Here is a 22567-nt window from a genome sequence, read left to right on the forward strand (position 1 = left end):
TTTTAACATGTCCTTAAAAAAGGAAATTATGAATGAGTTAAAAAGGGATATCCTTTCCTTACAGTTAAAGCCTGGAACGATTATTAGTGAAACGACACTGTCCGAGCGGTATCAAATATCTCGTACGCCAATTCGAGATATTCTTAAGCAGCTTTCGTTGGAAGATTACATTAATATTTATCCAAAAAAAGGAAGCGTCGTTTCTTATATAGATTTAGAATCTGTCGAACAGCTTATCTTTTTAAGAAGTACGTTAGAAAAAGAAATCCTGAAAGAATTAAATGGCCATCTTCCATTAAAGGGATTACATGAATTAAAAACGATCCTCACTAAGCAAAAAGAATGTATTAATGATAAAGATGGATTAGAGACATTTTTGCAGCTAGACGATACTTTTCACAAAACCTTATATGAGTTGGCTGGCAGATCGTTTCTATGGAATTTAATTCAGCAATTTCAGGTACACTATATCCGTTTCAGAATGCTCAATATGCATAAAAAGGATAAGTTATCCAATATTCAACAAGAACATGAATTAATGGTTACCCTTTTAGTCCAAGGGGAAACGGAGCAGATCAATGAACTCGTACATCATCACCTTCAAGCAGATATCAATTCTCTTGATTTGCAAGAAAATTTTGGGGAATATATCAAAAGCTCTGATGATCTATAGAATGAAAAAAGCATCTACAAAATGTAGGAAGCTCCCGGTTTGTCTAATTCGATCCAAACATCTCTCACCCTTAAGCGGAATTTTTCCTGTTATCTCCTCAGTGAAGTCCCTTTTAGGGGAAATAACGGAAGATTTTCCGCTTATGGAGGGCAAAAGCGTTTATTTTGGCATTTTTTGAGTGAATAGCAGGAATTTTTCCTGTTATTTCGGCTCTTTTTCATGATGGTTGCTCATTAAGCGGAATTTTTCCTGTTATTTATTCATACCGATACTACTACCGTTTATACGAACATTTATCCACAAGTCGAGGGAATTTAGAAATTCCTGGTAGATAATGAAAAAAAAGTGGAGATAATCGAATCGATTTTCTCCACTTTTTTCGGTTCAAATAAGATTTTTAATTCGCAGACGTTGTTGTTTATGGAACCAGATTCTAGGTTTATACGCATACAAAAACCTCAGCAATTAAATGAGATAAGTAAAACAATCACTTCTATAAATATTTCTTGAATATTCGAGTACTTGCCCTGAGTTTCGATCGACACATCCAGACTCTAGACTTAGCAACGGTACGAGGCTAGGGCATTTTAATTGCTCTCTTTCCGTTTTATTAGGAAAAATAACAGTTAGCTCTGTTTTCATCGGTTCAAAGTCATTGTAACCTTGTTGGTAAAAATATTGAAAAATCGAGGAAATACTTCCCCCTTCTCTATCAATCTTTTCAAAAATGGACTGAGATAGATAGGATGTATGAACTGCTATCGGACAGTCTTCTACAATACGCAAACGGCTAATTTTATAAACGGCATCGTCTTTTCTCACCTTTAAAGCATGATAAATGAGAGAGTCATATGTAATTCTTTCACAAGTAAGATTCTTCGTTTCAAATTGATAGTTCAGCTCACGCATTTTTTCACTGAAACTTACATCTCCCGTTAAGATGAGCGGAATTTGCAGTTTTTGATTTTGCACATAGCTTCCTTTTCCTTGTTTGGAAAATATATAGCCAAGCTCCTGTAGACGTTCATAGGCCTTCCGCACAACCATTCTCGGCACTTGATAAAAATCGGCTAACTCGTTTTCTGAAGGTAGCTTGTCATTGGGCTTGTAGTTTCCTGCACGTATTTCCGAAATCAGTCTATCAACCAACATTGCTTTCTCAGACAATTTAGCTTTGCCCCCTTCGAACCAATTCTACTAAGAGTATAACGTTGCAATATAAATAAACTGTTACGACTATGTAAACTTTGTAAAAGAAAAAGCCCTAACTATTTAGGACTTACAATTGTGCCTCTCGCTAATTTTTATCCATGTTTTTTAATAAAAGCATCTAAATCATTGAATTCAGCAAAATGGGCTTCAAGCTTTTCTCTTGGCCAGTCCCACCAGGCGATTTTTAGTAGTTTATCAGATACTTCACTTGAAAATCTTCGCTTTAAGGCCTTAGCTGGCGTCCCCACGACAATGGTGTAAGGCTCAACATCCTTCGTCACAACAGCACCGGAGCCAACCACCGCACCTGTTCCGATTTCTACACCCTTCATAATGATCGCACCATGACCAATCCAAACATCATGGCCAATTTTCACTTTTTGCGTGCGCCGCCAATCAAAAAGTTCCTCATCATCTTTCTCATCAAAGCTATAAGCGATCTTTCGATAGGTCATGTGATGCTGCGAGACCCGATCCATTGGGTGCTGAACTGGATTAATACATACATGGGAAGCGACGGAACAGAACTTCCCAATGTCCGTATAGTTGACAGTAACATCATCCATCGTATACGTATAATCACCAAATGATGATTCCACAATCTTATTATTCGCACCAATGGAGGTCCACTCCCCAGCAAAGCTATCAATAATTTGGCTCGACGGATCAATGCTCGGTGATGTGGACAGCCTTCTTTCTTCATTGGGCTGATAGATTAACGGCATATATTAAACACCTAACCTTTCTTTTCGTAATTGAATGGCATGTAAAGTTTCGATCCCCGGGCTTTTACTTCCAATTAGGACAGGTTTTTCCCCATATGCACCGTGAAAGTCTGATCCTCCTGTCATGACGAGATCAAATTCCCTCGCTAACTCTTTTGCTTGCTCCTCATGCTCTTCACTATGTAGTGGATGCCATACCTCAATTCCCTCTAACCCTGCTTCCACTAGATCCGGAACCATTTCGAAGTTTCCGTACTGTCCAGGGTGCGCTAGTACTGGAACTCCACCAGCTTGTCGAATCATTTCTACAGCTGTTTTCGCATCTATATATTTCATCGGAATAAAGGCGATTCCAGCTGGCTTTCGATTAAATAACTTCTTATAAAGTGGTCCGTATATCGAATCGGTATATTCTTTTTCAATCAATGCTTGCATAATGTGCTGTTTATATACTCCCGTCCCACCACGAGCAATTTCGAGACATCTTTCCCAACTGATGTTATAGCCTCCATCAATGAGCCTTTGAACCATTTCCTTAGAGGCTTTATGCCTCTGTTCCAAGAGTGGGTCACAAACCGCTTCAATAACCGCATGTCCCGGTTCAACGAAATAACCTAATATATGAACCCTTCTCTCCCTTTCAAAATCATAGCCTGACACTTCAATTCCTGGAATTACTTCAATTCCAAACTTCTTTCCTACTTCAATCGCTTCCTCGAGGCCTTTCGTTGTATCGTGGTTCGTCACCGCCAAATGGCTCACGTTCTCTTCAACCGCTAATTTTAAAATCTCTTCGATTGACAACGGACAATCTGAAATATTGGTATGACAATGAAACTCGACTTTCATGACTATTACCTCCTCTATTGTAAAAAACACGTACTATAACTTAATTCAAGAATAACTTGGTACCAAGTTCGGATGGTTAAGTTGAAGTTAATTTCTTTTTAAGGGATTGTTAAGAAAGATTTCAATGATTTGTCCATCATTCCCTTATTCTAACTAGAACCCATGCCCCTTATAGTCGCTAAGTCGTACGTAAGTTTATTTATAATTTGGGACGTTGTTACCGGAAATAATTAACAGAAATTCGAATTTATTTAAAATTCAATTAATAATTCGATTTTACAATAAGGGAGTACCAAAAAACTTACTTAATGAGGTGATTCTTTTGAAATTCAAGAAACTTTCTTTATCATTGCTTGCAGCATTCCTTTTGACTGGTGTACTAACAGCATGCGCAGACCAAAATGAGGTAGATACTGAGGAGAATGAAACAGAAACACCTGCTGAAACTGAAACAGAAGAAACAAACGAGTAATTTCATATATTGAGAGACCTTCACAATTTTTTTGTGAAGGTCTTTAAGTTAGGCTGAATCCAGTGAGATGCGCAATTAAGTTGAAAAGCCACGAAATGATTCCCGAAAGGTGCGCAATAACCTAGAAAACCTGCGCAATCCCTCTCACTAACTCAGCCAAAATATACATGATATGTGTTGACGTATCCAACTTTGTTTCCTCCCTCACATTTCTAACGCATGATTTTCTCTTTTTTCCAGAAGTAGGAATCCAAAACATCTTGAACAATCGTCTTCGCAGCATCTGGAACTGAAATTTCCGCTAATGAAGATTTCATTTTCTTGAGCCTTTCCTCATTCATGACGAGATACTGTGCTTCTTCTGCAATTTGACCCCATTTTTCACAAAATATGGCCGCACCGACGTTTTGAAAATACAAGGCATTTTCTTTCTCCTGACCTGGTGTTGCTCCTAGTAAAACGATAGGCACCTTTTTCACGGTGGCCTCTGATAAAATAATTCCACCTGGTTTTGTGATCACACATGTGGCCACATCAAATAATTCTTCCATATTGGTAACATATTTAAAAAGGCGTATATTATTTTCCAATTGATATTTCTCTTGGAGCTGAGTAAATAACTGCTCATTTTTCCCACACACAACTAAAATTTGCAGATTCTTGTTTTTCTGTAATTCTTCACAAATATATTTTATTTCTTTTGATACACCGTAGGCACCAGCCACAATGAGGACCGTTTTTAAATTTGGATTTAATTGATATTTATTGAATAGAAATGAGCGAGACAATGATTCTTCAAATTGTTTTCCAACTGGGATTCCAGTGATTGCTATTTTGTTTCGTTCAACTCCATTGTTTTCTAAAATCGTTTGAAGATGCTTTGTTGCAACGTAATATTTCTCAATTGAGGGTTGGATCCACGCGTGATGGAGGCAATAATCTGTGACAACAGTGAAGGTGGGGATCATCTTATTTGTTTTCTTTGAAAAATATTCAACTGCATATGATGGGTAAGTATTAATGATGGCATCCGGTTGCTCTTCCTCTATGATCTTATTCAAGGTCGAATATCCATAAGGAAACAACAAGATATTTTGACGTTTCGTTATTTCCTGGCTACTATAGTAAAAAAGCCGATAAAGATGTTTACCACTCTTCGTAAAACTTTTTAAATATAATTTTCTTGTCCATTCATTTAAGCGAGGATTGGTTTCTTGATAAATATTCCTCACACTGACATCCGCACGATCATTAAGTGCAAAGCGTTCTTGAAGTGCACGTGCCACTTGAATATGACCATTACCATAATTAGCCGTCAAAATTAACACTTTGGGCTTCCTCATCTATTTATACAGGTCCCCTTTCTTTGTCTTTCTTAATTCACGGATTATTTGTGAAGACAAAATGGAATAGTAAGTGTTTAGCGAAGTAAATAACTACTCTTAATGTAGCAAAAAAATATGGAGGCAATTTTAAGGAATTGTTAAATTAAGTTACGAACGGGAATTTCAAACAGAAAAAAGGCAGCCGTTCTTTTATTCATGGCTGCCTTCTGTTATTAATTTCTAGGAAATAGTGTTGACAAGAAGTTCTTAAAAGACCAACTCGTTTCTTTACTTTCAATTTGTGTTTTATTCTCATACGCTCTTTCACATAGGATTTGTTGGCTATCTATTTCCTCTTCACCTTCTGCTCTTTTTGCATAATGATATGCGCCAGTCGTGTCTTGTTCACGTGCCTTGCAATTATCTTTTAGCATTAGAGCCAGCAAATCATATACACGTTCCTTCAGATGGTCTTCTAAAATAGGAAATAAAATCTCCACACGATTCTCCATGTTACGCGTCATCAAATCGGCAGAAGATAAGAATACTCGATTTGCACCGTGATGGTGGAAACCATAAATCCTCGTGTGTTCCAAGAAAGATCCCACAATGCTACGAACCCTAATATTCTCACTAACACCTTTAATTCCAGGTCGTAAGCAACAAATGCCTCTAATTATTAAATCGATTTTCACTCCAGCAATTGATGCCTCATATAATTTCATGATTATTTTTTTATCTGACAGTGAATTCATTTTTAAGATGATTCGACCATCGCCATACTGTTTATGGTAGTCGATTTCGTCATCAATCAGCTTAATGAAAGTATCCCGAATCCCAAAAGGAGCAACAGCGATATGATGAAACGTCGGCTTAACCATATAACCACTAAGGAAATTAAAGAAGTTTGTCGCATCAATGCCGATTTTATGATTAACAGTAAGCAACCCCATATCGGTATAAATTTTTGCTGTTGCATCATTATAATTTCCCGTCCCTAAATGAACATATCTTTGGATCACTCCATTTTCACGTCTTACAATAAGGGTTATCTTACTATGTGTTTTTAGATGAGTCATTCCATAAATAACATGACATCCCGCCATCTCTAGCTCTTTAGCCCATTGAACATTATTCTCCTCATCAAATCGTGCTTTCAACTCCACTAGAACGGTAACTTGCTTTCCATTCTCGGCCGCACGTTTTAGGCTATTGATAATAGGAGAATCACCACTGACTCGATAAAGCGTCTGCTTAATGGCGAGAACATCTTTATCATCCGCGGCATGCGAAATAAATTCGACAACATGCTCAAATGAGTCATATGGATGATGAAGCAAGACATCACGCTGTTGAATAATTTGAAAAATGTTTCCTTCTCCTTCTAAATCAGTAGAGGGTTGCGGGATAAAGGATGTTGCACCCAGATGCTCATGAGTTGATTCAATGGATTTTACAAATGAAAATAGAAACGTTAAATCGAGTGGAGCTTGTACAGAATACACATCATTTTTATGAATTTCTAATTCCTCGATTAAGTAATCGATCACTTTCTCATCACTGCGTTGCTCTTGTACTTCTAAACGGACCGCTGCACCCCACTTGCGTTTCTTTAATTCTTCTTCAATTTCATGTAACAAATCTTCTGCTTCATCCTCATGGATATTTAAGTCAGCATTACGGGTAATGCGGAATGGAGTGACAGATTTTACGTCATATCCTAATAGTAGCTTATTAATAAATTGGGATATCACTTCTTCTAAAAGGATAAACACTCTTTCATCAGTTTCTGATGGAAGCTCCACATAACGATTGATAACAGAAGGTACCTGTACAATAACTAAATTTCCATCAACAGGAAAATGATTCTTTTTTTCAGGAATTGTTTCTTCAATCACTACAGCAAGATTTAGTGATTTATTTAAAAGCATCGGGAAAGGTCGATAGGCATCTATTGCCATAGGAGTTAAAACCGGAAAAATTTGCTCATCAAATAATTCCTCTAAGAACGTTAAACATTGAGGTGAAACCTCATCTATCGATACAAATTTCACATTTTCTTGTGCTAATAATGGAGATAACCGATACAAATAAGCATGGTCTTGCTCCCTTACAAGAGCATGGGTCATGTCAGATATGGCACTTAATTGTTCCTTAGGTGTTAATCCCGCTTTGTTTTCAGGCTTATTATAGCCAGCTTTTACTTGGTCAAGTAAGCCTGCGACTCGGACCATAAAGAACTCGTCCAAATTAGAGCTAAATATCGATAAAAATTTAAATCTTTCTAATAGAGCATTGCGCTCATCCAGCGCCTCTTCTAATACTCTATAATTGAAATTTAACCAACTTATTTCTCTATTATTATAATGATCAGGATTATTTAAGTTAACTGCGACAGAGCTTTCATCTGCTTTTTGCACTAATCCCATCCCCTTTTTTCTTTCTAACAACATTACACTACACTATTAATGTAAAAATTTTGTAAATTATGTGTATTTTTTTTATTTATTTTTTAGCAATATGTTTTTTCTAGCATTTATATAGTTATAATAGTTAGATAATCTTTATCAAAAGGAAGTGTTCTATACATTGAAAAATAAAGTTGTAGCATTAATTGATATGGGCTCCAACTCTATTCGTTTAGCGATATATCAAATCGACAGTGTCGGTCATTATAAAGAAATCAAAAAAGAAAAAATGGCAGCACGTCTTATAAACTACATGGACGAAGGAAAATTATCTGCAGAAGGAATCCAACTCATTATTTCAACCTTAGAAGATTTCCAGAAAATCATGAATACCTTTGAGATTTACGAAGTCATTGGATTCGCCACAGCAGCGATTAGACAATCTTCTAATCAAGAAGAAATTTTATCTGCAATCAAAAAAGAAAGCGATATAACAATAAAAATATTGAGTGAGTATGAGGAATCCTATTACGGATATCTAGGTGTCATCGATTCAATCGATTTAAAAGATGGTATAACGATCGATATAGGTGGCGGGAGTACCGAAATCACACTCTTCCACAAACGAAATTTAGTAGAATATCATAGTTTCCCATTCGGTGCCGTATCTTTGAATTCTAAATTTAACTTCGGGGATCAGGTGACAACCAAGCAACTTGGAGAACTTCGTGATGATCTTCTAGCTCAATTTCAGAGTCTCCCTTGGTTACGTAATGTCAAATACCCGATTATCGGAATTGGCGGTACTGCACGGAATCTAGGAAGAATTTATCAGAAAGCACAGAACACAAATGAACATATGCTTACATTTGATGATATAAACAAAATCATTTTGGAATTATCTTCATTATCTGTTGAAGAACGTTCCAAAATCAAGGGTCTATCAAAAAAACGAAAAGACATTATTATCCCGGGCATCATGACATTTTTAACATTGATGGAAGTTGTTCAAACCCCTCATTTTATCTTCAATGAAAACTCGATTCGAGATGGAATTTTGAAAGAAAGACTGAATTTAGGATGTGGCGAACATAAGATTGGATGAGGAATGGTACGAGGTTATCAGGCTTCGATTGGTTTATAGGTTTCTTGTAGTTTGAAAGAGGTGCGTGAAAATGTTCGCGCGCCTCTTCTTTTATCTTGAACGGATTACTTAACTCCTAACCGCATTCGATAGCTAAATAGGATCTCTCTCGTTTCTCCGGAGAATACCTCTTTCACATGATGACGAAATTCCTCGAAGGCGACCTCAAGATCTTTTTCACCTAATTTTAGTCCCGTTTGCAGTCCACCTTGGCTAAGGGCAATATTGGCATAACGCTCTGCATCACATTGCTCCCAATTATGAAAAACGATTTCCTTTGCAAAAGAAAATAAGCCAGATTGCTGAATTTGCTGCAAATGCTTATCTTTGCTCCATCGATGTGCGCGACTTTCGTTAGGGAGCAATTGGGCAAGCCTTTCCTCTACATAAGCATATAATTTCAGATAATGCTCTTCCAAACGCCAATCACATGTTGGTGGCCAGTCACAATCATAAGCTGCGAAAATTCCGTTTGGACGAAGAACTCGGGCAAACTCTTTTAACGTCGACTGCGGTTCCATCCAATGAAAGGATTGGGAGCATGTAATAATATCTGCTGTATCATTTGCTAAACCTAGCTCATGGGATACTCCCTTTACAAATTGAAGATTCGATGGCTCTTGTGCCTCCTCCAAACGAACTTCAGCCACTTGACGCATATCATCATTCGGTTCTACTCCTATTATCTTGTCAGCATTCCCAAGCCAAATAAAAGAAGATAGCCCTGTTCCACAACCTACATCAACGACCAGGTTCGGCTTATCTGTTAAATAATTTTTTAAAATTTTTACGACTTCTTTTGGAGCACTTGGACGGTTCTGATCATACAGAGAACCAAAACCAGTAAAACGTTCGATATTATGACGGTTTGCTTCAGACATAAACTGACTCCTTCTTAGCAAAGTTAATGTTCAAAATGATTATATCCCAATTGTATTTTACTATTAGTCTAAGATGCAAACTCCAAGCCTTGTTCATGATACTATCTTTTTTGTTCTATACAACATAGAACAGATTTGTTATAATATATATAGAACAGATTGGAGGTAGCAAGATGATTATTCGGATTGAACCAGAGTCAGAAATTCCTATTTATTTACAAATATCCAATCAGATTATTGATGGTATTGCACGGGGAAGGATTCAGTCAGGACAACAGCTTCCGTCTGTAAGGGGCTTTGCGTCAGACTTGGGTATTAATATGCACACGGTGAACAAGAGCTATCATCATCTTGAGCAAAAAGGCATTATTCGAATTGTACCGAAGTCAGGTGCCATTATTTCCTCACCACAAGACTTCAATGAAAGCTCACACGTAAAACTCAAAGATGAGTATAAACATCTTATTGCAGAATCATTAGTGACAGGAATGTCGACTAAACAAATAAAAGAGCTTGTTGAAAATATGATTGAAGAGTTTAAAGAGAGCAACGAGCAAATCAAATAATAAGGAGGAACAACGATGACTTTTGCTATCTTTCTTTTTATAGCCATTATTATCGCTGCTATTCAAACAACGATTCCTTTCCTAGTAAATCGCTCCATCATTTTCGGTGTCACGATTCCGGAAAAACACTTGCAAAACGAAACCCTATTATCCTATAAGAAAAAGTATTCCCTATTGATTGGTGGACTTTCCGTTATCCTATTAGGGGGCTATGTTATTTGGGCACTATTACAGCCAGTTACTCAAGAACAAATTGTAATCATTGGAACTCTCCTTGAGTTTGCCATTATCCTATTAAGTTTTTCCTTATATTTTTACTTTCATGGAAAAACACTTCGTCTTAAGCAAGAAAAGCAATGGACGGAAAACTTAATAAACATAAAAATAGCGGATTTATCGGCCCGTGCTAAGGATGAAATGCTTCCGTGGCAAGTATATTTACTACCTATGGTAATAACTATCGGGGTAATCGTTTATACCATTCTTCAATACGATTTATTACCACAGCAAATCCCGACCCATTGGGGAATAAATGGGGAACCAGATGCCTTTACAGAAAAAACATTCATGTCGGTACTCACTCTTCCTTTAACTCTTTTTGTGATGCAGATTATGTTTTTGGGAATCCATTTAGGAACAAAAAAGTCGGGTATTAAACTAAGCGGAGAAAGCACAGAAGCGTCCAGGCAAAGACAGCTTACTTTACGGAAATATTCCAGTTGGCTCCTCTTTTTTGTTAGCGTTCTTCTTGCGATGTTGCTTAGTTTCTTTCAACTACAAACGATTCACCCAGATATCGCATCATCAACAGTTATGTTCTTAATACCACTAAGTTTTCTTATTCTTGTTCTAGTTGGGACGATTGTATTTGCGGTTAAAGTGGGACTTTCAGATAAAAAGACATCGCCTCAAGTAAAAGAGAAAATCATGGATGCTAATGAAGATTCCTACTGGAAAGTCGGTCTCTTTTATTTCAATAAAAATGATCCGTCCATATTCGTTGAAAAGCGATTTGGTGTTGGTTGGACGATTAATTTTGCTAATCCATTTGGGTACCTTATTGTCCTTGTGCCGCTTATCGTGATTCTTCTATTTACATTTTTATAAGAAAAAGAAAAGATGTTCTCACTTAAGAGAGCATCTTTTTTGTAAAAATAATGGAGTGCCGCTTCAACCTACACTAACTATAATTCTGCGAACAAGTAGCCATTTATTTAGAAAAATAATGAATCGAGCGCATATTGACCTGGGCCAATTAAAGCAACACCAATGGCAACTGCCATTAACGTTAAGTTATATTCATATCCATTTGCTTGGGCCCATAACCCATTTGTACCATGTACCTTCACAATCGAAACAACCATGGTTCCAGCAATCAAGATCCCTGCCAGAGGCGTTAAGAGCCCGATCGCAAACAATATTCCTCCAACAACTTCCACTAAGCCTGCAAGTAAGGCCATGGTTATACCTGGCTTTATACCAATCGATTCAAACCAACCACCTGTTCCATTTAATCCATTTCCACCAAACCAGCCAAACAACTTTTGCGCACCATGCCCAATGAACAAAATTCCAATTACCAAACGGATTAACAATATCCCTATATCTACCACTTTGCTATTCATTCCTTCCACCTTGTTCAAGGTACAAAGACAAACTTGTACCTTGAACGGTATTTTGTTGCTCATAAGTTGAGATAATTAGGCTTCTATATCGCTAAATTAAACATTCCCCTCATAGCTAGAGGCACTTTTCATAGCTACTGTAAAAAAGTATTGTTGTAGTTTTATCGTTAAGCCTCCACTTCCAAACTTCGGACGAGGGTTTTTAGGATCTATCAGAGATTCTAGAAAAAACAAAATATTTCTACGACGCTCTAGAATATCTTCAATCCCATTTTTATAAAACCAAAGATCAATTGTATTATAAATACCTCGATTAACCCCATATTTTTTAATACATAGTTGAATAAATGAAAAATCGGCTAAATGAATTATGTCATCGGTGATTGAAACCATTTTACTCCCCCTAACCGAAAAAATGTTTTCAATTCACATTTGAAGATTTTGGTTCATTTTCTTAAATCCCCTACTACTTGAGATGCTTTACTTAAAGATTTCTGCATGAAGACAACTTCGTTCGCTAACTTTGCTATACGTTCTATTACTTCCTCATCCACTAATTCGTTCTCAAAAAAATGATTCTTATGAGCATAAACATAGCTTGGTGCCGTATATGCGCGTAAATATCCAGCAATAGGTTTCAATTGATTCTCTATCACTAAATAATGTTGATAGGTTCCACCTGTCGCAACAAACCCCATCACCTTATGGCGAAAAACACTTGGATCCACTAAATCAAACAAGTTTTTGAGCACACCAGTGATGGATCCTTGAAAAATGGGAGTTCCAATAATATAAAAATCAGCTGATGTGATAAGATCAATGACTTTTTTTGTATCACCGGTATAAGCAGAAGGATCACGACCATCACAGAACTGGGCGTCATACTTTTTCATATCCAATAGCTCTACCTTAATATCTGGATGATTACTCTGTATTTCCTCAAGTACTTTTTTAACAACAGTTAGTGTTTTTGAGCCAGTTATGGTTCCTGAAATGCCAAGTAATTTCATCTACATTCACTCCAATGCGATTATTGAACCCTCATCTTTTTTCTCTGCCAATTGAATTAAACTTCTCCGTCGCCATAATTGGTAAAAACACTATAAAACATTTTACTAACTGGATAATTACACTTCACTTACAATGATGATGTTGTGGGATCATTCAGCGCCAATGGTTATAGGCTGTGAAGGCGGGTGTTTCTCTACTTTGATCGGTGCTGTTTCATAGTAAAGGAATGCTAATAAACCACATAATATCGTACTTCCTATGGTAATCCATAGTGGAGCTGCTAAACCGTACATATCAGCTGCTATTCCCGCAATCGTTGTAAACGCCACACCACCAACCAGTTCACCAATAGCCATAATGAACCCAACAGCTGTTGCTACATATTTAGCTGGAACAGATTCCGATGGCATATTTGACATCGATAGCACCATAGTTCCTACGCCAACATTCCCAATAAATGCGGCAATCATTAACAAGAAAATTTGACTACTACCTAAGAAAATAAAACCTAAAGGGGCAACTGCGGTAATAAACGAGAAAATAATCATGGCAGGCTTACGGCCAATTTTGTCTGATATAGCAGGAATACCAAATCCCCATAACACTCCGCCAAGTCCAAGCGCAGCCATGATATAACTCATATTACTAGCTGAAATTCCCTTATCGACTAAATATAGTGGGGTAAAAGTATTAATATTGAGATACCAAGTGACAGCAAAAATCGCAACAAACACAGAGACGAGTACATTTCTATTTTTCAAAACTAATGACAACGGCACTTTCTCTTCCTTTTTTTCACCTTCGCTTGTTAATTCTTTTGGTTCTATTACGATTTTCCAAATAAAAAAGAATAGAATTAAACCTGGAATGATCGTCAGGAAAAACGTGGGCCTCCATCCAAATTGATTCGCTAATGCCACAATAACAATAGGACCTAAAAAGCTTGCCAACAATGCTGTTGAAGAGCTTTGGAAAAAACCCATATTAAATCCACGACGATGTGGCGAGGAAGCAACAGATAACAACGATTGGGCAACTGGGAATACTGGTCCCTCTGTGACACCCATTAACATACGGAATATGATTAACATTAAAAATCCATTTGCCATTCCTGTTAAAAGTGAACAAAAGGAAAACAATAGGACAGAAATCATTAAAACATTCTTCTTTTTTCCCGTTTTATCTGACAGAAAACCGCCGAACCACCCCGAAACAGCCCATGTTAAAGAGAACGCTGAAACAATGATCCCTATGTGGGTATTCGTTAACCCTAGCTCCTCCGTCATAAAAGGAAATAAGAAATTAAGTGCCAATCGATCCACGAAAACAAAACCCCATACAAAGAACAATAAGATTAATAATTTATTTTCATATGTCCAAAATTTTTTCGTTTCCATATATTGCACCTCATTTGATTATAATTCAAAATATTCTGAATAATTAAGGTAAAAATACATATGAAAATCTTTCACTTAGAAGTATTGGAGTTAAGAAGAAGGCAGACTCGTACATGTTCTGATCACGAATGAACCAGCCTTCTTCCCCACACACATCTATTTATTTGCAACTGGTGTTGACGAGAGAAAACCGATCGTTTTATTTACTACATCTTCTAATTTCTCTGCCTGAGGGTAATGTGAAGTGTTCTCTATGATTTCTATTCTTGAACCAGGGATTTTTTTATGAAACTCATATGCATAATCAACAGGTACAAGCGCATCTTTGTCTCCCCAAACAATGCATGTGTTAGCAGTAAGTCTATGAATTCTACGGCTTAGCCCTTTATCAGGGATTGGCCACATATAGCGGCCAGCTTCCGTTAAAGCAATGAGATTCTCTACGATGGCTTCAATTCTTTGTTCTTCATTCTCCGGCATTGTTGAAAATGCTTTAGCAGCATCGCAGTTAACATCAGCAAACATTTTAGTTAATAATACATCTGGCGTATTAACTAATGAGAACACGTCTGTCACCGGAGTCTCGTCAATCCATAATCCTACCGCACAGATAAGAACTAGATTTTTTACCCGCTTTGGATCAGTAGAAGCAATTTCTGCAGCAAGCATTCCTCCGAATGAATGCCCAATCACATCCACCGTTTCCAGTCCGAGAGCATCAAATAGCTCATAATAGTAAAGGACTAAATCCCACCAGCCTTGTAGCTGGTCATTACCTGTAGACCCACCGTGGCCAGGAATATAAGGAGCATACACTTTGTAATGCTTAGATAATTCTTCTAAATACGGATCCCAAACATTTCCACCGGCTCCATGAAGAAATACAACCGGTTGCCCTTCGCCCTTAATAAGGACTTTGGCAGTTATGTTATCTCTTACTGTGATCGTCTCTATTTTTGGTGAAGACATACTTTCACTCCTCCTTAGTTAAGCCTTTATTTCACAACCTCTTTGTTTTCATTCAATTGAATTTCTGGCCAATTCGTAACAGGCCATTGATCATCCCACATATCACGCAAATGTGGAATAACTTCTTTCCCCATTAATTCAATATTTTTGCATGCAAGATCGTGTGGCATTGATCCATGATTCAATAAGGCGATAATGTTCCCAACATGTAGTTTCTTGGATGCCTCTTTAAGTTGGTCACGCACACTCTCTGGTGAACCTGCAATAATAAAACCTTGGTCAATTAGCTGTTGCCAGTTTAATCCTTTTCTTAGCTGGGCTCCAGCACCTTCTGAACCATATTGACTCCGCATTCCAGCTGCAACGCTCCGTGGAGAGCGATACCCTGGCGCTTCAGCATATCTTGGTGAAACATGGAATGACTTTTCAAAGAAGTAATTGATATGTTCTTCATATTCCTCCTGTGCCTTTGCATCTGTCTCAGAAATACAAATTAATTGAACAAAAGAAGTTTTATATGGGTTCATATCATAGCCTTTCTCAAGACGTCTTGCCCAGAATTTATCAAATTTGTCTTGGGCGAACTTATGGCCATAGAAGCTAAGATATGAATAATTATAATCATTTTCTGCCACCCAATCCCAAGTCTCAATGCTCGCTCCACCGCCTGGAATCCAAATTGGTGGATGTGGACTTTGATGTGTACGAGGCCAAACGTTCACATAACGAAGTTGGTTGTATTTCCCGTTGAAATGGAACACTTCATCCGCTGTCCACGCCTTTTTAATTAAATCATGTGCCTCATAATAACGCGGCCTTAATTCGGCCGGTGATACACCATAGGCATAGTTGGTATCCATTGATGTTCCAACAGGGAAACCTGCGATTAAGCGTCCACCAGTAATAACATCCAACATCCCGAATTCTTCTGCGACACGGATGGGTGGATTATAAAGCGCTAAGCTATTTCCCAATATAAGAAGACAAGTCTTTTCCGAATCTTTCACCTTTCTAGCAAGTGTTCCTGCAATGATATTCGGTGATGGCATCAACCCATACCCATTACTATGATGTTCATTCACCCCTACTGCATCAAAGCCTAAATCAATTGCAAGTTCATATTGATCAATATAATCGTTATACATTTCATTGCCTTTTACAGGATCATACAATGTCCTTGGTATTGAAATATAAACGCTTTCATAATCTTTTTCAAAATTCTCAGGTAAGTCACGGTATGGCATTAGATTCATAAAGATAAATTTCACTAGATTTCCCTCCTCAGCTTTACATTTCTTGGTATTATCAGCTACGACAATAGGTACGGAAGAGCGCTACCATGTTCCCAACATTTTACCAGTTTACTAGGGCGCCATGTACAGCGATTAAGCAGTACACCACATACGCTACTATTCTGCTATAGCTATGATTCGTACATTGTCGAATCAACTTATTTTTCAATCTTCTGAATTTGAGGATTTACAACAGGCTCAAGATAATTAAAAATTTCTTCTTTCTCATCTAGCTTCCAAGGTGGTAGCAATAATGTTGAACCTAACTCTTCTATTGATTCATCGATTGCTAAGCCAATATCGGAAGTTGAAAACTCACATAAAATACCGCCAGGAGATCTTACATAGCAGGAGTGGAAGTAATGACGGTCTTTTATTTCAGAAATATCTGTGTATCCAAGTCCTTCAATAAAATGTCGTACTTTATTCATTTCTTCATCATCCGCTACTGCGAAGGCAACGTGATGGACAATTCCAGCACCATTAATCCAGCTTCCTTGAGGAAGATCTGGCTCGTGCTTAAAGTTGACTGTTTTGGCGGCTCCGCCTTCATTAATTTCTAATTGATAGTAAGGTCCATCCTGCCCTGTTAACCTAAAGCCCATAGGTCCAGTAAAAAAGCGCAATTGTTCATCCACTTCACGAATGGACATGGTTACACTATGGAATCCTTTGACAGCATACTCTTCTGATATTTCCACAGATACATATCCTTCTCTCTGATCTTTTGGATCCTCAACTAGCTCAAAACCTAGTCCACATGGATGGAAAAACGATAGACGTTTTTGTCCAAACCTTTCTTCGATTTCTCCGTGTTCAACATTCTTTTGCTCAAAACGATTCTTCCAAAAATCTAACGAGTCCTCTGGTACAGTGAAACCAGTTACACTGATTTGCCCTGACCCTCTTCGTCCATAAACCCCAGATTGTTTAAATGGAAACGAGGTCATAATCGTTCCAATTTCAGCCTTTCGGTTCCCATAGTAGAAATGATAAATGGGTACATCGCCATCCATTAATACGGTTTGCTTTACTAAGCGCTGCCCTACAATAGTAGCAAAGAAATCAACGTCTTCCTGCGCACCTTCTACTCCAGCAGTTACGTGATGAATACCTCGAATAATTCCACTTAAATTCTCCATTTTTCTCCTCCTATGATTTTGTTTAACTGGATTTATACCCGTGTCCAATAAATCCATTAAAAACACTATAAAGTACAGAACTAACTAAAAAATTACACATCACTTACAATTGTCTAAATTTTTAAATTATTAATCTTATCTTGGATTTTTACAGAAAAACTCTGCATTTACCTCGTTTTTAATCATATACGAAAAGAAAGGTCCCCTATTTTTCTGTAAGTTCGTTCTCCAAATTCACTGTAAGTCTTACCCATTTCTATTGACATCTAACCAACTTACTTATACTATTTATAGTGAAATGTAAGCGTATACAACATATTGAGAAATGGGACTGACTGCAACGACTTTAAAGTCCACTACTCATCTCCTCTTTGCTTTCTACCTTGTGAGTGATGAACTTCTACAGCTACCTCTATGAAACATTCATTGAACCTGAAATGAGTTGAACGGTCATGTACCTCGATAAAAAGTAACGACTTATGTTAAGAGGGAGGAATAAAATGTGGAATTTCTCGAATCCAAACTAAGAGTCCCTTATTACACACCATACTTAATAAGAGAACGACTATTAATCTTACTAGAAAAAAACTTAGATCGTTCCCTAATATGTTTAACAAGTGAGGGTGGATATGGTAAAACAACATTAATATCAAGCTTTATCATGGAAAATGATATTCCTGCCATATGGTACCAGCTATCACACCTAGACAGTGATCCTCAAACTTTTCTTTCCTATTTTAAAACCGCCATATTAAGACATATTTCAATGGACGATAACGTGTATGATGCTCCAATAGAAAATGTAGAAAAGGAACTCAGTAGCGTATGTACGATTCTTTCTACTTGGCCAAAAAAATTGGTCATTGTTTTAGATAACTATCAGTCTATTAATGAATGTGAAGAAATTGAATCCATGTTAACTACCCTCATTAATCATGCATCTCCCAATGTAACATTTATCATTACAAGCCGTATTAGACCTAATTTAAAACTTGTACAATTAAAGCTCCAAAATCGTTTGCTTGAATTAGGAACTTGCCAATTGTCATTCACAAAAGAAGAAATTAAACAGTTCTTTATACAGTTACACAATATCAATCTACAAAATGATGAGATAGAGCTGATTTACAATAAAACGGGAGGATGGGCGGCAAGTCTACAGCTTTTACAAGATTTAATTAAAGATGTGAATACTGCAGAACGTCCTTTATTTTGGATTAAGTTTAGGGGGACACCTGACATTTACGATTATTTAGCCTCAGAAATCCTTGCTTCTCAAACAGAAGAAATTAAAACATTTCTTTATAAGACTTGCTTATTTACCGAACTGAATGCTGATACGATCAATCAATATCTCAATATTACCAATTCAGAGCAGATCCTTAACCACTTATTAGAAAATCATCTATTTATCTATAAGAATGATTTTGGAGCAATAAAGTACCATACTATTTTTCGTGCTTTTTTACATGAAAAATTATCTGAATATTTCTTAAAGTCAGATATAATTGATTTCCATAGGCACATTTCCCACATTTACGAAAAAAAAGAGAGCATTTTCTTGCCTTTACCCACTCTCTTGCTGGCATGGATTACTTGCTGGGGGCAAAACTAATGACCATTATGAGGAGGCAGTATGAATCTTCCCAGTTTATAACATTGATAGATGGATTATTAGAGGAGATTTCATCAGAAGGATTTTCTGCTGCAAGCATAATGCTTTACCTGATCAGATGTATGCCCTTAGAAATTAGTAAAGATTTAATCCAACCATTACAAAAGAAAATGGATGATACAAAAAAAACAAATTCGTTATTGCTAGCAGACCTTCAGCATCTGTTGGCAGGTTTATATTTTTATACAGGGGATATCGAAAGGTCCGAACAACTTTGCAACGATTCACTTTTTCACTCCATAAAGAATAAGGATCATGAATTAATTTCGATTAATCTTTCTCTTAGAGCCATGATCTCTTTGTACAAAGGTCAATTGGATAAAGCGATTCAATTCTCAAAGCAGGCCTTATCATATCCTGATAAGAATGGAAACTTTCACCCCCACCATTTGGCAACATGGATTCTTTCAGAAGTGTTTTTAGAACAAAACGAGCTAGTAAAAGGGGAACATTTATTAACAGAAACCTTAAAACTTTCTGGTCAGCGCTATGATTGTTCCATCATTTACCCTTATTGTTCAATGGGAAAATATTACTGTTTAAAGGGAGATTATAAAGAATCCTTAGATTGGATTAAAAAGGCAGAGTCCATTGCTCTAGAATTTAATATTGAATATGATCTAGGCTGGATATATTATCAGCTTGCACTCACATATATTAAATTAAAGGATTTTAATGAAGCAGAAATATCTCTATCTAGGTCTCTTTTATACCTAGCCCATTCAGACTTTTTAAAATGTACGGTGAAAGCCTTACAAATTCAAGTATATCAAGAATTAGGAAATTCAACTCTTGCTGCAAAGTTGCAAAATGAAATTGACCTCACCATGAAAGAAAAGAATTACTACTGGTTAAAACATGAAACGCAATCGGTTGAAGAACATAAAATCATTGTCAAAGAGAAAAAGGGTAAGGATTACAAGCTTTATCTTCATACGCTTGGCAATTTTGAAATAAAATATGAAGATAAAATCATCTCTATCAAGAGAAAATCAAGTTTACAGATTTTACAATGTTTTATTGCTAACCGTAACAAAAAGATTAACAAGGACAGTCTTATAGATCAGGTTTTCCCAGAAGGCACGTTTGAATCGGTAAAAAATCAATTCTACGTTTCTTTATCTGATCTAAGAAAATCGATAGAGCCCCATCTCAAAACCAGGAGGGATTCCTCTTTTATTAAACGTAATATGGAGCATTACTCTTTTTGCCTTGATTATGTATATTTAGATGTTGATGAATTCACCCAACTGGTTGAACAAAGGGAAGACTTTACAAAAAGCGATCGAATTAAACAATTGAAAAGAGCTGAAACACTGTATCAAGGAGATTTCTTTGAAGGCTATCCCTATCATGAATTTTTAGAGGAGGAGAGAGAAAAGCTCCGCTTACTATTTTTATCTATCCTTCAGGAACTCGCTGATTATTATTGGGAAAATGACGATTATAAGGCTGGTATCGAGTATTATGAGAAGATCATAAAAAAGGAACCTTATAATGAAACCATCTATGTTGAGTATATGGATCGTTTACTTAGAGGAAATTTTCCTTTACAGGCAAAAAAGGTATCAGAGCAGTACAAAAACTATATTGAGAATGAACTTGGGATACCAGTTGATGAGAAAATCCAATCAATTTTTCAGAAATATACGCATTCATTCTGAAATGAGCAAAAGCTGTGATAAGGTAGGATGACTTCATTCGAGGTGTCCTACCTTTTTTAATTTCACTCCACCCATAGTCATTTGTAAGTATTTTGTAAGCATGGTTCATTAATATGAGATTACAAACAACATATGGATGGAGGAGAGTCCTATTGATTAATAAAATCTATGAATCGATCAATGATGCAGTAGCCGATATAGCTGATGGAAGTACGATACTATTTGGTGGTTTTGGTGGAGCTGGAGTGGCCTATGAATTGATATTGGCCCTCTACAGACAAGGTGCAAAAAATATCGCCGGGGTCAGCAACAATCCTGGGTATGAGCATGAAGGCATTGCGAAGCTAATCTTACACGACCGTCTATCAAAACTAACGTGCTCATTTCCAAATAACAAACAAAGCTATGTTTTTATCGAAAAATACAATCAAGGCAAAATTGGTCTTGATTTAATTCCTCAAGGAACCTTTGCTGAACGAATCAGAGCTGGCGGAGCTGGTATTGAGGCTTTCTTCACTCCAACAGGGGTTGGAACAGAAGTTGCAGTTGGGAAGGAAGAACGGGAAATTAACGGCGTATCTTGCATTTTAGAACAGGCGATTCGAGGTGACTATGCGTTCATTAAAGCAAAGAAAGCAGACCGTTGGGGCAATTTGGTTTATAACAAATCGGGACGTAACTTTAATCCAGTTATGGCCATGGCCGGTAAAATAACGATCGCAGAAGTCGATGAGATCGTCGAAGTTGGAGAGTTGGATCCAGAGACGATCGTGACGCCAGGGATTTTTGTTCAGCGCGTGGTAAAAAGGAGCGGATTATGATGGAGAAACGTAAATTGACAAGAGAACAAATTGCACAACGGATTGCCAAAGACCTTCAAACAGGTAATATCGTGAACATTGGCATTGGCATTCCTGTGTTAGTTAGCAATTACGTCGCCTCTGATGCTGAAATCATCTACCACAGTGAACAAGGTGTACTTGGCATGGGTGAAAAAGCAAAACCTGGAGAAGAAGATCCGGATTTAGTGAATGCCTCAAAGGAACCTGTCACCCTAGTTCCCGGTGGTAGTTACTCCCATTCCGCCGATTCTTTTGCCATGGCTCGGGGAAAGCATATCGATGTAGCTATTTTAGGAGGTATGCAAGTATCAGAAAAAGGCGACCTAGCCAACTGGAAAGTAAAAGGCGTAAAGCTTGGCAGCATTGGAGGTGCTATGGATATCGCCATTGGAGCTAAAAAAATCTTCATTGCCATGACACATACAAGTAAAAATGGGGATATTAAAATCGTCAATCAATTAGATTATCCTGTTACAGCACTTCGATGTGTAGACCGGATTTATACCGATTTGGCAGTTATTGATGTTACTACTGAAGGGTTAATGTTAAAGGAAATTGCCCCTGGTTTTACGGTAGAAGAAGTACAAAATGTAACGGAACCAAAATTGATGATAGATGAAAATCTGAAGAGAATTGAAGTTTAGTAGAATTAACGCTCTCTAACGAATAATGTCGTTCACTACAATTGTGAACGA

Annotated in this window: 22 protein-coding genes; 9 read left to right on the forward strand and 13 right to left on the reverse strand. The window is 37.1% G+C overall.

Features of this window, described 5'->3' with window-relative positions; translation table 11 throughout:
* The first annotated feature begins 7 nt into the window (after window positions 1–7).
* The gene (locus tag AA0X71_RS20850; RefSeq protein ID WP_413357185.1) at window positions 8–673 is read left to right on the forward strand and encodes a GntR family transcriptional regulator; all 666 of its coding nucleotides are present in this window, start codon (window positions 8–10) and stop codon (window positions 671–673) included.
* Window positions 674–1138: 465 nt separating this feature from the next.
* Here AA0X71_RS20850 and AA0X71_RS20855 read toward each other — a convergent pair whose 3' ends face one another.
* The 3 genes from AA0X71_RS20855 to AA0X71_RS20865 all read right to left on the reverse strand — a co-directional run bounded on the left by AA0X71_RS20855 (window position 1139) and on the right by AA0X71_RS20865 (window position 3459).
* Window positions 1139–1840 carry a GntR family transcriptional regulator gene (locus AA0X71_RS20855; RefSeq protein WP_413357186.1) on the reverse strand — a complete coding sequence of 234 codons (702 nt, stop codon included), beginning with the start codon at window positions 1838–1840 and terminating at the stop codon, window positions 1139–1141.
* A gap of 137 nt (window positions 1841–1977) precedes the next feature.
* Window positions 1978–2610 carry a DapH/DapD/GlmU-related protein gene (locus AA0X71_RS20860; protein WP_413357187.1) on the reverse strand — a complete coding sequence of 211 codons (633 nt, stop codon included), beginning with the start codon at window positions 2608–2610 and terminating at the stop codon, window positions 1978–1980.
* A 3-nt stretch (window positions 2611–2613) separates the two neighbouring features.
* Window positions 2614–3459: a PHP domain-containing protein gene (locus AA0X71_RS20865; protein WP_413357188.1), complete on the reverse strand. Its 846-nt coding sequence runs from the start codon at window positions 3457–3459 to the stop codon at window positions 2614–2616.
* A 322-nt stretch (window positions 3460–3781) separates the two neighbouring features.
* On the opposite strand from AA0X71_RS20865, the gene AA0X71_RS20870 reads away from it, so the two are divergent.
* The gene (locus tag AA0X71_RS20870) at window positions 3782–3931 is read left to right on the forward strand and encodes a hypothetical protein (RefSeq protein ID WP_019155363.1); all 150 of its coding nucleotides are present in this window, start codon (window positions 3782–3784) and stop codon (window positions 3929–3931) included.
* 212 nt (window positions 3932–4143) lie between these two features.
* Here AA0X71_RS20870 and AA0X71_RS20875 read toward each other — a convergent pair whose 3' ends face one another.
* Together AA0X71_RS20875 and AA0X71_RS20880 are read right to left on the reverse strand one after the other, a co-directional pair.
* Complete coding sequence (locus tag AA0X71_RS20875) at window positions 4144–5259, reverse strand: MGDG synthase family glycosyltransferase (RefSeq protein ID WP_413357189.1); 1116 nt, start codon at window positions 5257–5259, stop codon at window positions 4144–4146.
* 230 nt (window positions 5260–5489) lie between these two features.
* Window positions 5490–7676, reverse strand: coding sequence for an RNA degradosome polyphosphate kinase (locus tag AA0X71_RS20880; protein ID WP_413357190.1), 2187 nt, complete (start codon window positions 7674–7676; stop codon window positions 5490–5492).
* A 169-nt stretch (window positions 7677–7845) separates the two neighbouring features.
* On the opposite strand from AA0X71_RS20880, the gene AA0X71_RS20885 reads away from it, so the two are divergent.
* Window positions 7846–8769 (forward strand): exopolyphosphatase, encoded by a 924-nt coding sequence (locus AA0X71_RS20885; protein ID WP_413357191.1) that lies wholly within the window; start codon window positions 7846–7848, stop codon window positions 8767–8769.
* Window positions 8770–8873: 104 nt separating this feature from the next.
* Here AA0X71_RS20885 and AA0X71_RS20890 read toward each other — a convergent pair whose 3' ends face one another.
* Window positions 8874–9689 (reverse strand): class I SAM-dependent methyltransferase, encoded by an 816-nt coding sequence (locus tag AA0X71_RS20890; RefSeq protein WP_413357192.1) that lies wholly within the window; start codon window positions 9687–9689, stop codon window positions 8874–8876.
* Window positions 9690–9862: 173 nt separating this feature from the next.
* Between AA0X71_RS20890 and AA0X71_RS20895 the strand changes: the two genes are divergently transcribed.
* Both AA0X71_RS20895 and AA0X71_RS20900 read left to right on the forward strand, forming a co-directional pair.
* Window positions 9863–10255 carry a GntR family transcriptional regulator gene (locus AA0X71_RS20895; RefSeq protein ID WP_413357193.1) on the forward strand — a complete coding sequence of 131 codons (393 nt, stop codon included), beginning with the start codon at window positions 9863–9865 and terminating at the stop codon, window positions 10253–10255.
* 15 nt (window positions 10256–10270) lie between these two features.
* A complete protein-coding gene (locus tag AA0X71_RS20900) occupies window positions 10271–11362 on the forward strand; it encodes a DUF1648 domain-containing protein (RefSeq protein WP_413357194.1) in 1092 nt (363 codons plus the stop codon).
* A 107-nt stretch (window positions 11363–11469) separates the two neighbouring features.
* Here AA0X71_RS20900 and AA0X71_RS20905 read toward each other — a convergent pair whose 3' ends face one another.
* From AA0X71_RS20905 to AA0X71_RS20935, 7 genes are all read right to left on the reverse strand, one after another.
* A complete protein-coding gene (locus AA0X71_RS20905) occupies window positions 11470–11880 on the reverse strand; it encodes a DoxX family protein (protein WP_413357195.1) in 411 nt (136 codons plus the stop codon).
* A 96-nt stretch (window positions 11881–11976) separates the two neighbouring features.
* Window positions 11977–12273 (reverse strand): hypothetical protein, encoded by a 297-nt coding sequence (locus tag AA0X71_RS20910; RefSeq protein ID WP_413357196.1) that lies wholly within the window; start codon window positions 12271–12273, stop codon window positions 11977–11979.
* Window positions 12274–12326: 53 nt separating this feature from the next.
* Complete coding sequence (locus AA0X71_RS20915) at window positions 12327–12890, reverse strand: NADPH-dependent FMN reductase (protein WP_413357197.1); 564 nt, start codon at window positions 12888–12890, stop codon at window positions 12327–12329.
* Window positions 12891–13040: 150 nt separating this feature from the next.
* Window positions 13041–14288 (reverse strand): MFS transporter, encoded by a 1248-nt coding sequence (locus tag AA0X71_RS20920; RefSeq protein ID WP_413357198.1) that lies wholly within the window; start codon window positions 14286–14288, stop codon window positions 13041–13043.
* A 156-nt stretch (window positions 14289–14444) separates the two neighbouring features.
* Window positions 14445–15257, reverse strand: a complete 813-nt coding sequence (locus tag AA0X71_RS20925) for an alpha/beta fold hydrolase (protein WP_413357199.1) — start codon at window positions 15255–15257, stop codon at window positions 14445–14447.
* Between the two features lie 26 nt (window positions 15258–15283).
* Window positions 15284–16525, reverse strand: a complete 1242-nt coding sequence (locus AA0X71_RS20930) for an LLM class flavin-dependent oxidoreductase (protein WP_413357200.1) — start codon at window positions 16523–16525, stop codon at window positions 15284–15286.
* 182 nt (window positions 16526–16707) lie between these two features.
* Entirely contained in the window at window positions 16708–17691 is a 984-nt protein-coding gene (locus tag AA0X71_RS20935) for a ring-cleaving dioxygenase (RefSeq protein ID WP_413357201.1), read from the reverse strand.
* Between the two features lie 502 nt (window positions 17692–18193).
* Between AA0X71_RS20935 and AA0X71_RS20940 the strand changes: the two genes are divergently transcribed.
* From AA0X71_RS20940 to AA0X71_RS20955, 4 genes are all read left to right on the forward strand, one after another.
* Window positions 18194–19306, forward strand: coding sequence for a hypothetical protein (locus AA0X71_RS20940; protein WP_413357202.1), 1113 nt, complete (start codon window positions 18194–18196; stop codon window positions 19304–19306).
* Window positions 19306–21030: a BTAD domain-containing putative transcriptional regulator gene (locus AA0X71_RS20945; protein ID WP_413357203.1), complete on the forward strand. Its 1725-nt coding sequence runs from the start codon at window positions 19306–19308 to the stop codon at window positions 21028–21030. The genes AA0X71_RS20940 and AA0X71_RS20945 overlap by 1 nt, the downstream gene beginning before the upstream one ends.
* Before the next feature lie 152 nt (window positions 21031–21182).
* Window positions 21183–21851, forward strand: coding sequence for a 3-oxoacid CoA-transferase subunit A (locus AA0X71_RS20950; protein ID WP_413357204.1), 669 nt, complete (start codon window positions 21183–21185; stop codon window positions 21849–21851).
* Window positions 21851–22516, forward strand: a complete 666-nt coding sequence (locus AA0X71_RS20955) for a 3-oxoacid CoA-transferase subunit B (protein WP_413357205.1) — start codon at window positions 21851–21853, stop codon at window positions 22514–22516. Before AA0X71_RS20950 ends, AA0X71_RS20955 begins: the two co-directional genes overlap by 1 nt.
* Window positions 22517–22567: the final 51 nt, after the last annotated feature.

This window comes from Robertmurraya phoenicis, from assembly GCF_047302285.1.
Taxonomy (GTDB): Bacteria; Bacillota; Bacilli; order Bacillales; family Cytobacillaceae; genus Robertmurraya.